This window comes from Sneathiella sedimenti (genome assembly GCF_017313765.1).
GTDB classification, from domain to species: domain Bacteria; phylum Pseudomonadota; class Alphaproteobacteria; order Sneathiellales; family Sneathiellaceae; genus Sneathiella; species Sneathiella sedimenti.
Window position 1 is genome coordinate 472,337 of sequence record NZ_JAFLNC010000001.1, and the last position, 14,651, is coordinate 486,987.

Sequence of the window (14,651 nt, forward strand, 5' to 3'; positions counted from 1 at the left end):
GTTAAAGAATTAATGGTTAACCATATAATAGGTCAACCTTTCAAAACCCTTACCAAAGTTGAGCCCAGTGCAGACGGACTGTCGGAAACCGTTATTCCGGCACTCCGCATTGCGTCCATCTTGTCCTCGGCGCCGCCTTTGCCGCCGGAAATAATGGCGCCGGCGTGACCCATTCTCCGTCCGGGAGGTGCCGTCACACCGGCAATAAAGCCGACAACGGGTTTTTTGGTCTTAGACGCTTTGAGGAACTCGGCGGCCTCTTCTTCGGCTGAACCACCAATTTCACCGATCATGATGATGGATTCAGTCTCGTCATCACCGAGGAACAAATCCAGGCAATCGATAAAGTTGGTGCCATTGACCGGGTCGCCGCCGATACCGATACAGGTCGTTTGACCGAGACCGGCTGCCGTGGTTTGGGCTACCGCTTCATAAGTAAGTGTGCCGGAGCGCGAAACAATGCCGACGTTGCCCCGACGATGGATATGGCCCGGCATGATGCCAATTTTACATTCGTCCGGCGTGATGATGCCGGGGCAGTTCGGCCCAATCAGACGGGAACCGCTATTCTTGAGCGCCCGCTTGACCTTTACCATATCAAGGACGGGAATACCTTCCGTGATGCAAACGATCAGTTCAATCTCGGCGTCAATCGCCTCCAGAATGGCGTCCGCAGCGAATGGCGGCGGAACATAGATCACACTCGCATTTGCACCGGTTGACTCTCTTGCCTCACCGACGGTGTTGAAAATCGGCAGATCGAGATGTTTTTCCCCGCCTTTACCCGGCGTTACACCGCCAACCATTTTCGTACCATAGGCGATAGCCTGTTCGGAATGAAATGTCCCCTGAGAGCCCGTGAAACCCTGACAGATGACCTTTGTGTCCTTATTAACGAGAACGGCCATTACGCTGCCTCCTTCACTGCTTTTACAATTTTCTCTGCGGCGTCGCCCAAGTCGTCAGCTGACAGAATTGGTAATCCTGATTCCGCGAGAATTTTCTTACCCAGATCCACATTAGTTCCTTCAAGGCGAACAACGAGAGGCACGCTGAGCGCGACTTCCTTTGCCGCCGCAACAACGCCCTCAGCGATCACATCGCAGCGCATGATGCCGCCGAAAATATTCACGAGTATGCCTTCGACATTTTCATCTTTCAGAATAATCTTGAAAGCCTCGGTTACTTTCTCCTTCGTCGCGCCACCGCCCACATCGAGGAAGTTCGCCGGCGTACCGCCGTTCAGCTGAATAATGTCCATCGTTGCCATGGCCAGACCAGCGCCGTTCACCATGCAGCCGATGTTTCCGTCCAGCTTGATGTAGTTCAGATCATATTGTGCGGCTTCAAGTTCAGCCGGGTCTTCCTCGTCCGGATCGCGAAGCTCGGCGATGTCCTTGTGGCGGAAAAGCGCATTGTCATCGAAATTCATTTTCGCATCCAGGGCGATGACATTGCCGCTTCCGGTTACCACCAACGGGTTGATCTCGACAAGGCTTGCGTCCGTGTCGACGATTGCCCGGTACAGGGCCATGATGAACTTGACGGCCGCGCCAACCTGCTTGCCCTCAAGCCCGAGGCCAAACGCGATCTTTCGGGCGTGGAAAGGCATAATACCCGTCGCCGGGTCAATACTGACCATGAGGATTTTTTCCGGTGTTTCCGCGGCGACTTCCTCAATCTCCATGCCGCCCTCTGTAGAGGCCATGAAGGTTATGCAGTCGTTCGCGCGGTCTATAATAGCGCCAAGGTAAAGCTCACGGGCGATGTCGCAGCCTTCCTCGATATAAACACGTTTAACTTCCTTGCCTTCCGGTCCGGTCTGATGCGTGATCAATTGCATCCCGATCATGGCCTTTGCAGTTGACAACACCTCTTCAGTGGATTTGACAACCTTCACACCGCCGCCCTTACCACGGCCACCTGCATGGATCTGGGCTTTCACGACCCAGACTGGCCCCCCCAACTCCTGTGCAACTGTCTTGGCTTCTTCAGAGGTATAGGCTACGCCACCTTTGGGCACTGTCACACCATATTTCGCGAGCAGGCTTTTTGCCTGATATTCATGAATATTCATTGTGTTCCGTTTTTGCTGCTATTCAAAGACATCGATTTATACTGATCACTCAATTCGCAAAGCATGGAGCTTACGGTATAGCACCATAAAAAGGGGCACAACCGGTTATTGGCGTGCCCCTTATTTTTGCCCCTACCCCTTCAGGCTTGGATCAATTCCGATACAGGCTTCAACAAGGCCTTTAACGGCATTCACTGAATTATCGAACATGGCTTTTTCTTCGGTGTTCATGTCAATTTCGACAACCCGTTCAATTCCACCCTCACCAATCACGGAAGGAACCCCGACATACATACCGTCAAGACCATACTGGCCATCGACATAGGCGGCACATGGCAGAACCCGCTTCTTGTCTTTGAGATAGGATTCCGCCATCGTGATTGCACTGGACGCAGGTGCATAGAATGCGGACCCGGTTTTCAGAAGCGCGACAACCTCGGCGCCGCCGTTACGCGTCCGGTCAACGATGGCGTCAATTTTTTCCTGTGTGCTCCAGCCCATCTTGATCAGGTCTGGAACCGGAATACCCGCAACCGTGGAGTAGCGGATCAGCGGAACCATCGTGTCCCCGTGGCCGCCAAGAACAAACGCCGTGACATCCTCAACAGAAACATTGAATTCTTCGGCGAGGAAGAGCCGGAAACGGGCACTGTCCAGAACGCCTGCCATACCGACAACCATGTTGTGAGGCAGGCCGCATTTTTCACGCAATACCCAGACCATCGCGTCTAGCGGGTTTGTAATACAGATAACAAAGGCATTCGGCGCATGTTTCTTGATGCCTTCACCAACTGACTGCATGACCTTAATATTCGTGCCAAGCAGATCATCACGGCTCATGCCAGGCTTGCGTGCGATACCAGCGGTTACGATGCAGACATCTGCGCCTTCAATTGCACTGTAATCATTGGCACCGGAGAAGTTCGCATTGAACCTATCAACGGGAGAGGAAGAAGCGATATCGAGGGCCTTGCCCTGCGGCAAACCTTCTGCGATATCAAAGAGAACCACATCGCCAAGTTCTTTAAGGCCGGCAAGATGTGCAAGGGTGCCGCCGATATTCCCACTGCCGATGAGGGCAATTTTTTTTCGAGCCATTATATTCTCCGAAGTCAGTAAGATGGGAGGGCCCTCTGAGAAGACAGAAAGTCCTCTTGTGAATATTATTGTGGGTACTAGCGCGTTTCTCGACCAAGAGCAAGATCGCCAGAGAAAATTATTGTCAATTTTCTGTGGGTGGAGAGAATACTCTTTCTTAAAGGGAATAATGTACTTTCCAATAGATATATTAGGAGTAAGACCTGTCCAGGCTGAAACGCTCAACCATTGAAAAGAACCAGCAATAATGAATCAAATTACTCTCTGACCGTTGCCAGAAACGACTCTTGTCTGTACAGATCGAAGTCTGACCCTATTTTTCCTGCATTTTTTAGCTATATGTCCCCCTTTTCATGACTGAAATAACCGGCCCTTTCGATGCATACCGCAAACTGATCGCAAGCAATCAGCTGCAGCATGACCCGATTCAGCTGCTCGCCGTCGAGAAACTCCAAACTCTGCATCGGCGCCTTGTGAACTACGATCCCGGCACAAGCCCCAAATGGACTCATATATTCCGCCTGGGGCCGCGCAAGCCAAGGGTTGAGCCGCCACAGGGCCTCTATATTTACGGCGATGTGGGGCGCGGCAAATCCATGCTGATGGATCTATTTTTTGAAACCGCACCAGTCGCCCATAAAAGACGGGTTCATTTTCACGCCTTCATGCTGGAAGTTCACGCTTTTATGCATGAGGAAAGACAGAAACAAAACAGAGGGGATGATGACCCCGTAGTGGCCCTCGCCAATTCTATCACCGAAGATGCCTGGCTTCTCTGTTTCGATGAATTTCAGGTAACGGATGTAGCGGACGCGATGATTCTCGGACGCCTGTTCGAGTTTCTGTTTGATCGGGGAGTGGTCGTTGTGGCGACCTCAAACCGGGTGCCTGACGATCTGTATAAAGACGGATTAAACCGGCAATTATTTCTTCCGTTTATTGCCTTACTTAAAGAACAACTGGATATTCTGCACCTGGCAGGCGGGCGTGACTACCGGCTGGAAAGACTGGCGGAAAGCCCGGTTTACTTTACCCCTCTAGATGATACCGCCGCTTCAGAGATGGACCGGATATTCGCCGAGATGACGGAGGGGTATAAGCTTTCCCCTCAAACACTGACAACACAGGGGCGGGACCTGGAGGTCAAGAGAACCGCTCATGGCGTTGCCCGATTTACTTTCGAGGAGCTTTGTGCCCGCCCGCTCGGGGCGTCGGATTATTTGACCCTGACCGAGCATTTTCATACCCTGCTTCTGGAAGATGTCCCTCAGCTAAGTGCCGCGCGCCGTAATGAGTCCAAACGCTTCGTCACATTGGTCGATATCTTGTATGAGGCCGGTGCAAACCTTGTGATCTCCGCCGACGTGGAAGCGGAAGACCTCTATCCGGAAGGCGACGGTAAATTCGAGTTCGCCCGGACGGTGTCCCGATTGATGGAGATGCGATCAGAGGATTATCTTAAGGGCCGGAAGGGAAAATAATGAATCCCGCCGTATCCTTTTGAGGAATAAATGCATATAATTTCATAAGGGGCTGGATAAAATCACAAAAAAGGCAGTCAAAATGACCGAACCCGCTTTTCCCGACATGACCAACATAAAAGAGCGCCTGGTGATTAACCAGGATATCTCAACTGCCCTTTCGGATATTATCGCAAGCGTCGAAAATCCTCGCATTTTGATTTCGGTTTCACGCTCTCTGGCCAAGAATTCTCCCGTTGTCGAGGACCTCAAGAAAAGCTTTGGCGGGAAAATTGCAAACGCCGTCAGTGTACTGACTGAGCATACGCCTTACGACAGTGTTTTCGAACTTGCAGCAGCCATTACCGACAGCCATGCCACTCATCTCGTTTCTATCGGCGGCGGCAGTGTTATTGATGGTGGGAAAATTGCCCTTCTTGTTGCGAACCTGCAAGTTAAGGACGCCGCGGGGCTTGAGGAGATGGCGTCTTCAGGCAAAAAAAGCGTTGAGTTCACGTCCTGGCCCATACAGCATATTGCAGTCCCGACAACTCTTTCCGGCGCGGAATTTACGCCGATCGCCGGGGCGACAAGCAGCATTACCGGACGCAAGACCGGCTTTGCACATGCCTACCTCGTTCCCAATTACATTGTCCAGAGCTCGACGCTCAGCAAATATACGCCAGAACGGCTCTGGCTCTCGACCGGTATCCGCGCGGTTGACCATGCGGTGGAAACGGTATGCGCCCCCGGCGTCGATCCGGATATTGCCGACTATTGCCTGAAAGGCCTGAACCTGCTTTATACCGGCATGCAGGAAACCAAGAATGATCCTGAAAGTCTTACCCATCGCGAAAATAGCCAACTCGGCGTTTATTATGCCACAGCGGGCATTTCAAGATACCGCATGGGCGCCAGTCACGGGCTCGGATACCTTCTCGGCGTTATTGGGCATGTGCCCCACGGGATAACCTCCTGTGTCTTCCTGCCGGCGGTTGTTGCCTATAATCTCTCGGAGACCGAAGGCCCACAGACGGATATCGCAAAGGTTCTGAAGGTACCCTCCGCCGCCGACGTATCGTCAGCCCTGAAAGATTTTATTGGCGGACTTGGTTTGCCAAACAGACTCAGCATGCTTGATATTTCCGATGAAGCAATCGCCGAAATAAAATCAGCCGCCCTCACCCACCCGGTCGTGCAGGCAAATCCGAAGGCAATCTCGAGTATCGAGGATGTCGCCAAGATTATGAAGTTCTCAGGCTAAGCAAAGACGTCGAGTTACCATAACTTACCGATGGCCGCTTCGACGGCTGCCTGATCTTCGGCTGACTTATTCTGGCCGAGCTTGGCTTTTCCCTCGAGCCGGTCGATGGGAATTTCGAAGGCGATAATGCCCCGCATTAATCCCTCGATACGCTTCGGATCCAGCTCGTCGGCGCTCCATGGCTCTACCGTGGCTTTCTCGTTATCAAGGGTCAACTGGTCAAGAAGCATGCGTATCTTGTCCCTATCTTCGATGATCCTTGGCGTCCCATACGCATGTACCGCGACATAATTCCAGGTCGGTACATTTACATTCGTCGCATAGTACCTTGGCGAGATGTAGGCATGCGGCCCCTGAAATATGACAAGTGCCTCGCCTTTTTCAAGCAATTGTCCATGTGGATTGGCCCGAGCCATATGGGCGATCAAGGTGCCATATTCCCCGCGATCTTCGTCATAGGAAAACGGAAGATGGGAGGCGATAGGCACACCGTCTTCGCCTGCGGAGACAAGAAGCGCAAAACTAGCCTCGGGCAGAAGCCGGGTCAGGGTTTCCTTGCCCGGAACGGAGAAGTGCGGAGGGACATACATTGTTTTATTCCATAAAAAAGGCCGCTTCAAAGAGCGGCCTTACTTTATCGTCAAATTGGCTAGAAAACAGTGCCAATTTTTTCATTTTCAAAGAACCAATTACCGGCGCTCCACCATCATCTTCTTGATCTCGGCAATCGCTTTGGCCGGGTTCAGGCCCTTCGGGCAGGTATTCGCGCAGTTCATGATCGTATGGCAACGATAGAGCCGGAAGGGGTCCTCTAGATTGTCGAGACGCTCCCCGGTGTGTTCATCGCGGCTATCGATGATCCAGCGATAGGCCTGCAGCAGGATGGCCGGGCCAAGGAACCGGTCAGAGTTCCACCAGTAGCTCGGGCAGGAAGTGGAGCAGCAGGCGCATAGAATGCATTCATAAAGCCCGTCTAGCTTCTCACGATCCTCCTTCGACTGCAGCCGTTCCTTGGAAGGCGATGGTGTCTCCGCCTGCAGCCAGGGCTTGATCGACGCATACTGCGCGTAGAAATTGGTAAGATCCGGCACCAGGTCTTTCACGACTGGCTGATGCGGGAGCGGGTAGATATTTATATCGCCCTCGACCTCATCCATGCCAGTGGTGCAGGCCAGTGTATTCGTCCCATTGATATTCATCGCACAGGAACCGCAAATCCCTTCCCGGCAGGAGCGCCGGAACGTCAGCGTGGGATCAATCTCATTCTTGATCTTGATCAGCCCGTCCAGGATCATCGGCCCGCAAGTATCGAGATCGACGTAATACGTATCAATTGCCGGGTTCTGATTATCGTCAGGAGACCAGCGGTAGACATTAAACGCCTTGGTATTTGTCGCCCCGTCCGGCTTCGGATGCGTCTTGCCGGTACCGACCTTTGAGTTTTTTGGTAATGTCAGTTCAACCATGTTTCATTCCTAACGCGCTTAATACACACGTGCCTTTGGTTTGATATAATCGATCTCTTCCGTCAGCGTATAATCATGCACCGGTCGGTAGTCGAGCTTCACGCCGCCTTCATCGCTGTGATAGGTGAGCGTGTGCTTCATCCAGTTTTCATCATCACGATCAGGGAAGTCCTCATGGGCATGCGCCCCGCGGCTTTCCTTGCGATTTTCCGCTGCTGTCATTGAAACAACTGCTTGCCGGATCAGGTTGTCCAACTCCAGTGTTTCCACAAGGTCGGAGTTCCAAACAAGAGACCGATCGGTCGTCTTGATATCGGCCATCTGATCCCACACCTTGTTGATCTTGCCTACGCCTTCAAGCAACGTCTTGCTGGTACGGAATACCGCGCAATCGTCCTGCATCACCCGCTGCATATTATCGCGAATGGTTGCCGTCGAACTGCCGCCATTCGCATGACGGAACTTGTCAAGACGCGCCAGAGACTCATCACAGGCATCTGCGGGAAGGGGCGCATGGGAAGCACCAGGTGTCACCACATCCTTTGCCCGAAGGGCTGCCGCCCGCCCGAAGACCACAAGGTCAATCAGGGAGTTGGAGCCAAGACGGTTCGCCCCATGAACGGAAACGCAGGCCGCTTCTCCTACGGCCATTAGGCCGGGCACTATCGCGTCCGGATTGCCGTCCTTCAGATCAACGACTTCTGCATGATAGTTGGTCGGAATACCGCCCATGTTGTAATGCACGGTTGGCAGCACCGGAATAGGCTCTTTATGCACATCGACACCGGCAAAAATACGGGCGCTTTCCGAAATACCGGGAAGACGTTCGTCAATCATCGCCGGATCAAGGTGATCCAGATGCAGATAAATATGATCTTTCCGTGGACCGACGCCACGACCCTCGCGAATTTCCAGAGTCATGGACCGGCTTACCACGTCACGGCTGGCCAGATCCTTCGCATGAGGCGCATAACGTTCCATGAAGCGTTCGCCCTCGCCATTGACGAGGAACCCGCCTTCACCACGTACGCCCTCTGTAATCAGGCAGCCCGCGCCGTAAATACCGGTCGGATGGAACTGTGTGAACTCCATATCCTGGAGCGGCAAGCCTGCGCGCAGCACCATACCGCCGCCATCACCGGTACAGGTGTGAGCAGAGGTACAGCTGAAATAAGCGCGGCCAAAACCACCTGTTGCCAGAACAACCATATGCGCCCGGAACAGGTGCAAGGTGCCGTCTTCAAGGCAGAGACAGAGCACGCCCTTGCAGGCACCGTCCTTATCCATGATCAGATCGAGTGCGAAATACTCGATAAAGAATTCGGTGTCATGCTTGAGGCTCTGGCTATATAGCGTGTGCAACATCGCATGGCCGGTCCGGTCTGCTGCGGCACATGTACGCTGCGCGGCAGGACCTTCCCCGAACTGGGTTGTCATCCCGCCAAAGGCGCGCTGATAGATCTTGCCCTCCTCGGTCCGGCTGAAGGGCATGCCGAATTGCTCCAGCTCAAGCACCGCTGCGGGCGCCTCACGGCACATGTACTCAATGGCATCCTGATCACCGAGCCAGTCGGACCCTTTGACCGTGTCATACATGTGCCATTGCCAGTTATCTTCGCCCATATTGCCAAGAGAGGCGGAAATGCCTCCCTGTGCGGCGACTGTATGGCTACGGGTCGGGAATACTTTTGTAATCGCAGCCGTTTTTAGGCCGGCGGCAGCCATGCCCATCGTCGCGCGCAAACCCGCTCCGCCGGCGCCGACGACGACGACATCATATTTATGTTCTGTAATTGGATAGGCTTCTGACATAATTGTTTCTTTATCCCCCGAGCGCCAGCTTCAATATTGCGAGCGCAGCGGCCAAGCCGACGACCGCGCATAAAAAACTGTTGAGCAACAGCAGAAAGACTTTCGTGCTTTCCGTATGAATATAATCTTCAATAACAACCTGCAGGCCGAGTTTGAGATGATAAAACATCGCAACAATCAGCAGTAACATCACAAGCGAAATAAAGGGTTGACCAAGCACGTATCTCACATGGGTATATTCAGCGCCAACCAAGCTGATAAAACAACCAATTGCGATCAAAAAGAGCGGTATCAAGGCGATAGCCGTTACCTTCTGGTGCCACCAGTGAGTCGTGCCTTCTTTCGCGGAACCCAGGCCGCGGACATTTTTAAGAGGGGCTCTCATTCCCATAACTCAGGCTCCTATAGCGTAGGCGATGATCCAGGTGAGCAGGGTCAGCACGACAGAGGCGATAATCGCCGCCATACCGGACTTACGCATTGTCGGCAGTTCAAACCCCTTGCCCATGTCCCAGAAGAGATGACGAATACCATTGCAGAGGTGATAAAACAGCGACCAAGTAAAACCGAACAGGACGATCTGTCCGAACCAGGACGTCATAAACGCGCTGACCGTGGCATAAGCCTCCGGTCCCGCAACGACCGCAATCAGCCACCATGCCAGCAATAGCGTACCCACGCCGAGAGCTATCCCGGTCGCGCGATGCGTTATTGAGGTAACCATCGTAATCTGCGGCTTGTAGATTTGCAGATGTGGCGACAGCGGTCTTTCAATTTTCGCCATTTGGAAGTCTTTCTCGCTGATAAAATTCCGAAATTTCTTATTCTTTTTTCGCCGAGGAGTTTAATCCTCAGCTATCTCAAGTCAATAGAACTGTGTACTTATTTACACCTCGAGCGATCTTTTTGGCAAGATCACCCAATAATCAATATCCAGCACCACAGCAGGATCACGCTTTCCGTCAACCAGCTTATCAGGAAAGCTTTCACACGGGGCATCTTTTGTCGCTATTGTTCGAATACGCAGGGCGCCCGCTGTTGGATTATCAGCAAGCTCGGATTTTTCCAGAACTTCGCTCCAGGCGTAAATAGTGTGGCCGGCAAATGTCGGCGCCGTATGAGACCCGCCATTGATTGCACCGATGAGCTGGGCATTGCCGAGACCATTGAAGGATAGCGCCCGTGCAAGGCTGATAACATGGCCACCATAAATCAAACGCCGGCCAAAACGGTCATTCTGCATCTGATGCTGGTTAAAATGAACCTTGGCCGTATTCTGGTAGAGTCGCGTCGCCATCATATGCTCGGCTTCCTCAATCGTCATGCCGTCCACATGATCGATTTTTTCACCGACGTCATAATCTTCAAAATAATGAGGGGATCCGGCGAGCGTGTCATCATAGCCTGAGAAATCAATCCCCTGCGGCAAGGAAATCTGCGATGGGTCAACACGATCCGGCAGCTCTGGCACGACGGTTTCCGGCGCTGGCGCGTTTTCATCTTTCTTGCGGACCATCACCCAGCGCACATAATCAAGAACGATCGCGCCCATCTGGTTTGTACCGGTCGAACGCACATAGACGACGCCGGTCTTGCCGTTGGAATTTTCCTTGAGCCCGATCACCGTCGAGCTGGTCCTAACGGTATCACCCGGAAAGACCGGCGCCTTGAACTGGACATCTGCGTAACCGAGATTGGCGACCGCGTTCAGGGAAACATCAGGCACGGTTTTGCCGAAAACTATGTGAAAGACCAGCAGATCATCAACCGGCGCGGCTTCAAGGCCACATTCCATGGCAAAACTGTCCGCAGATTGCAGCGCAAATCGTCCGCCATAAAGCGCGGTATAGAGGGAGACATCGCCCTCGGTTATGGTCCGCGGTGTTGCATGATCGAGCACTTGCCCGATTTTGAAATCTTCGAAATAATTTCCGGGATTGGTTTTGCTCATTATTTTTCTCTTCCCTTACTCGGCGGCGGCGGCGATGGCGTCGGCCATGGCGACTTTCGCTTTTGCAATCTCAACATGAAGGTTTTCGACGAGCTTGCCGTCAACAAGGACAACGCCCTTGCCTTCCTTCTCGGCAGCTTCGAAGGCCTCAATGATTTTTCGGGAATGGGCCACTTCTGCCTCTGACGGTGCGAACACCCCATTCGTGGAGGCAAGCTGCTTCGGGTGGATCAGGGTCTTGCCATCGAACCCAAATTCCAGGCCCTGTACACAAGATGCATGAAACCCGTCCTCATCAGCGAGATCGAGATAAACACCGTCAAGAACTGTCAAACCATAGGCGCGGCCCGCCAGCAAACACAAGCCGAGCGACGTGACCACCGGAAGACGCATCGGCGTATGCTGTGCCTGCAATTCCTTAACAAGGTCGGAAGTGCCCATGACCAGACAGTCTACGCGCGAGCTCGATGATGCTATTTCCTCGGCCTTCAACATGCCGAGCGGCGTTTCCATCATGCACCAGATAGTAGTCGTCTCAGGCGCCCCTGCGCCTTCCATGATTTTTTCCAGCTCATGAACCTGCGCAGCGCTCTCGACTTTCGGAAGCAGGATCGCATCGGGGCCCGCTTTCGCCGCCGCGACAATGTCTTCCTTCCCCCAGAGCGTATCAAGACCGTTGACCCGAATGATGATTTCACGCTTGCCATAGCCGCCCGAAGCCGCATTTGCGCAGACGATGTCACGGGCCTCTGCTTTGGCATCCGGAGCAACCGCATCTTCAAGGTCCAGAATAAGGGCGTCAGCCGCGAGCGTTTTTGCTTTTTCCTGGGCCCGGGCATTGGAACCCGGCATATAAAGAACCGAACGACGGGGGCGAATTGTTTTTGTCATTGTTAATCCCTCGGGCGCATCGCCCTATCCATAAATATCAGCAACTTGAGAAATGCGAGCCGCATCATAAAGGGTTTTTATTGCGACGCAACAATTAGGGACAAAAATGCGTTTGTTAGATATACCAACTTGCCCGAGACCCGTTATTGCTTTTCTACCGCTCCGACATCAAGTCTCTTTCCTACAGGTCGGGGATTGCCAAAATAATCGATCTTCATGTCCGGGTCCGGCACGCCCCTATCGATAACCTCGCTATTTTCCGGCAAACGAAAGTCTCCATCATCGATATCGACAAACACGTCATCCAGGTCATCGATTTCAATATTCCCGAAACGCTCAACGCCGTCTCCTTCGATTTTTATCTCATTCGCAATATTATTGGCGACCAGGCTGGCTTCCCTCGGGTCGTCCCCGGCGACGGAAATAATTGTGATTGCGGCAGGGCCGGGCGGAAAGTAGTCGATATCCATTACCGTATTATTCTTTATCCGTACATTGCGGGCACCGAAGACAGAAATACCATGCCAGTTGTCGACAGCAATGATGTTGTTTTCGATGGTCCAGTCCTCATAGACACCGTCGAAAAGCCCAATTCCCTCGAGCTTGCAGGCATAGCGCTGATTAAAATCCTCATAATTCAGAATCAGATTACGGCGCAATGTCACATCTTTTATCACCCCTGTTCCGGGTCGCCCATCCGCACCGGTTGACCATGACTGAAATCCGTCTGAATGATTTGGGTTCACCTGATAACAGTTTTTTACTACATTTTCTTCAAACAGGCTGTGATCACCCAACCCGCGCAGGCCATCCCCAGAGAAATTTTCGATGTTATTCCCTACTACAGAGCTATGAACACCAAGCGTTGAAATTCCAAAGTTCACATTTCTGATATTGTTATTTCGAATATCCGTGTAGTCCGCCTCGGAAAAGATGCCATCCAGCGCCTTTTCATTCCAGTCATCCGCTGACCAGTCGGAGATATCCTCGACTGTATATATAGTGAATTCCTCTATCTTGATATTCCGGGATTTCTTATCGATACGGACATGGTATTTTTCTTCCAGCTTGCGAAGGCCCGCTGAGGTTACGGTCAGGCCTGACAGGACCCAGTTGGCGCTTCCCATGATTTCCACATTTTCGAAGATTGCCTGCTGCCCGTCGGCGACCACAACCGACGTTACATCGGACATCATTTTATCCTGAATGACGAGCCGTCCATAGGATCCGCCCGCGAGGACCACGCGATCGCCGGCCAGAACAACATGTTCATTGAGAATGTCCTGCAAGCTGCGCCAGGGCGACGCCTTGCTGCCATCCGCTGTGCCGACAGACGCCGGGTCCACGAAGTGATCCCGTGCCAATGCCGGCGGGATTGCCATCAGGGCAACCGCCAAAAAAACAAGGAATGAACTGGTGAGTTTCAGAGTATGTGCCGTCATAGCGACCTCCGGAATTTGAAAACAGCCGCGCGGCTGTTTTGACATCCTGCAAGATTATGACAACGGCAAGAAATGAACAAGCCGGCCAGACGCAATTTTAATTTCGTCGGGCCGGCTTCATTATAGGTTATAGGGGCGACTAGGCCGCTTTTTTCAGATACTCGCGTCCAACCAGTTCAGCAATCTGAACTGTATTTAGCGCCGCTCCCTTGCGGAGGTTATCCGAGACGCACCACAGATTAATACCGTTCTCGATCGTCGCGTCATCGCGAATGCGAGATATAAAGGTGGCATAATCACCAACACATTCCACTGGCGTTACGTACCCATTCTCTTCCGGGTTATCGACAACCATAATACCCGGCGATTCACGCAGGATCTCCCGCGCGCGGTCCGCGGTCAATTCGTTTTCGAATTCGATATTGACGCTTTCCGCATGGCCGACGAATGTCGGAACCCGCACACAGGTTGCCGTCAATTTGATGGCCGAGTCGATAATCTTCTTGGTTTCGACCATCATCTTCCATTCTTCCTTGGTATAACGGTCGTCCATGAAGACATCGATATGCGGGATCACGTTAAAGGCAATCTGCTTAGTGAATTTTGATGGGGTCGGCGTATCATTCACATAGATGCCCTTGGTCTGGGTGAACAATTCATCCATTGCCTCGTTGCCCGCACCGGACGTCGACTGATAGGTCGAAACCACGACGCGCTTGATGACAGCCGCGTCATGAAGCGGCTTCAACGCCACGACAAGCTGTGCGGTCGAGCAATTCGGGTTCGCGATAATGTTCTTCCGGGTATATCCGGCAGCATCCTGCGGATTAACCTCCGGTACAATCAGCGGCACGTCCGGGTCCATACGATAGTGCGAGGAGTTATCAATGACGATGCATCCCTGCGCAGCCGCAATCGGAGCGAACTTTGCCGATACCGTACCGCCTGCGGAAAAGAGGGCAAAATCCATGCCCGTGAAATTAAAATCTTCGAGCGCCTTCACCTTCAGCGTCTTATCGCCAAAGGAGACTTCGCGCCCGACGGAACGTTTCGAGGCGAGCGCGATTACTTCCGTCACCGGAAATTGTCTTTCATGCAAAATATTCAGCATTTCGCGCCCCACGTTGCCAGTGGCGCCGACTACCGCAACTCTGTATCCCATGGTCTTAATCTCTTCTCTTTCCCGGTGC

General features: G+C 52.7%; 14 protein-coding genes. 2 read left to right on the forward strand and 12 right to left on the reverse strand.

The genetic code is table 11. The annotated features are described in order from the left end of the window. Positions 1 to 32: 32 nt before the first annotated feature. The 3 genes from sucD to mdh form a co-directional block, all read right to left on the reverse strand. On the reverse strand, positions 33 to 908 hold the full coding sequence (gene sucD, locus J0X12_RS02295; protein WP_207041659.1) for a succinate--CoA ligase subunit alpha: 876 nt from the start codon (positions 906 to 908) through the stop codon (positions 33 to 35). After that, positions 908 to 2,077 (reverse strand): ADP-forming succinate--CoA ligase subunit beta, encoded by a 1,170-nt coding sequence (gene sucC / locus J0X12_RS02300; RefSeq protein WP_207041661.1) that lies wholly within the window; start codon positions 2,075 to 2,077, stop codon positions 908 to 910. The genes sucD and sucC overlap by 1 nt, the downstream gene beginning before the upstream one ends. A 132-nt stretch (positions 2,078 to 2,209) precedes the next feature. Beyond that, positions 2,210 to 3,175, reverse strand: a complete 966-nt coding sequence (mdh, locus tag J0X12_RS02305) for a malate dehydrogenase (protein ID WP_207041662.1) — start codon at positions 3,173 to 3,175, stop codon at positions 2,210 to 2,212. A 353-nt stretch (positions 3,176 to 3,528) separates the two neighbouring features. On the opposite strand from mdh, the gene zapE reads away from it, so the two are divergent. Both zapE and J0X12_RS02315 read left to right on the forward strand, forming a co-directional pair. After that, positions 3,529 to 4,656: a cell division protein ZapE gene (gene zapE / locus J0X12_RS02310; RefSeq protein WP_207041671.1), complete on the forward strand. Its 1,128-nt coding sequence runs from the start codon at positions 3,529 to 3,531 to the stop codon at positions 4,654 to 4,656. 82 nt (positions 4,657 to 4,738) lie between these two features. Continuing rightward, positions 4,739 to 5,899 (forward strand): iron-containing alcohol dehydrogenase, encoded by a 1,161-nt coding sequence (locus J0X12_RS02315; protein ID WP_207041680.1) that lies wholly within the window; start codon positions 4,739 to 4,741, stop codon positions 5,897 to 5,899. A gap of 14 nt (positions 5,900 to 5,913) precedes the next feature. Here J0X12_RS02315 and J0X12_RS02320 read toward each other — a convergent pair whose 3' ends face one another. From J0X12_RS02320 to J0X12_RS02360, 9 genes are all read right to left on the reverse strand, one after another. Next, complete coding sequence (locus tag J0X12_RS02320) at positions 5,914 to 6,489, reverse strand: FMN-binding negative transcriptional regulator (RefSeq protein ID WP_207041682.1); 576 nt, start codon at positions 6,487 to 6,489, stop codon at positions 5,914 to 5,916. Positions 6,490 to 6,588: 99 nt separating this feature from the next. Beyond that, a complete protein-coding gene (locus J0X12_RS02325) occupies positions 6,589 to 7,365 on the reverse strand; it encodes a succinate dehydrogenase iron-sulfur subunit (RefSeq protein ID WP_207041684.1) in 777 nt (258 codons plus the stop codon). 18 nt (positions 7,366 to 7,383) lie between these two features. Beyond that, complete coding sequence (sdhA, locus tag J0X12_RS02330; protein ID WP_207041686.1) at positions 7,384 to 9,177, reverse strand: succinate dehydrogenase flavoprotein subunit; 1,794 nt, start codon at positions 9,175 to 9,177, stop codon at positions 7,384 to 7,386. A gap of 10 nt (positions 9,178 to 9,187) precedes the next feature. Then, the gene (sdhD, locus tag J0X12_RS02335; protein ID WP_207041688.1) at positions 9,188 to 9,568 is read right to left on the reverse strand and encodes a succinate dehydrogenase, hydrophobic membrane anchor protein; all 381 of its coding nucleotides are present in this window, start codon (positions 9,566 to 9,568) and stop codon (positions 9,188 to 9,190) included. A 3-nt stretch (positions 9,569 to 9,571) separates the two neighbouring features. After that, positions 9,572 to 9,961 carry a succinate dehydrogenase, cytochrome b556 subunit gene (sdhC, locus tag J0X12_RS02340; RefSeq protein ID WP_207041690.1) on the reverse strand — a complete coding sequence of 130 codons (390 nt, stop codon included), beginning with the start codon at positions 9,959 to 9,961 and terminating at the stop codon, positions 9,572 to 9,574. 102 nt (positions 9,962 to 10,063) lie between these two features. After that, positions 10,064 to 11,128: a MaoC family dehydratase gene (locus J0X12_RS02345; RefSeq protein WP_207041692.1), complete on the reverse strand. Its 1,065-nt coding sequence runs from the start codon at positions 11,126 to 11,128 to the stop codon at positions 10,064 to 10,066. 15 nt (positions 11,129 to 11,143) lie between these two features. Then, the gene (locus J0X12_RS02350; protein WP_207041694.1) at positions 11,144 to 12,019 is read right to left on the reverse strand and encodes an HpcH/HpaI aldolase/citrate lyase family protein; all 876 of its coding nucleotides are present in this window, start codon (positions 12,017 to 12,019) and stop codon (positions 11,144 to 11,146) included. Between the two features lie 143 nt (positions 12,020 to 12,162). Beyond that, the gene (locus J0X12_RS02355) at positions 12,163 to 13,461 is read right to left on the reverse strand and encodes a right-handed parallel beta-helix repeat-containing protein (protein WP_207041696.1); all 1,299 of its coding nucleotides are present in this window, start codon (positions 13,459 to 13,461) and stop codon (positions 12,163 to 12,165) included. 139 nt (positions 13,462 to 13,600) lie between these two features. After that, on the reverse strand, positions 13,601 to 14,623 hold the full coding sequence (locus J0X12_RS02360; RefSeq protein ID WP_207041705.1) for an aspartate-semialdehyde dehydrogenase: 1,023 nt from the start codon (positions 14,621 to 14,623) through the stop codon (positions 13,601 to 13,603). Positions 14,624 to 14,651: the final 28 nt, after the last annotated feature.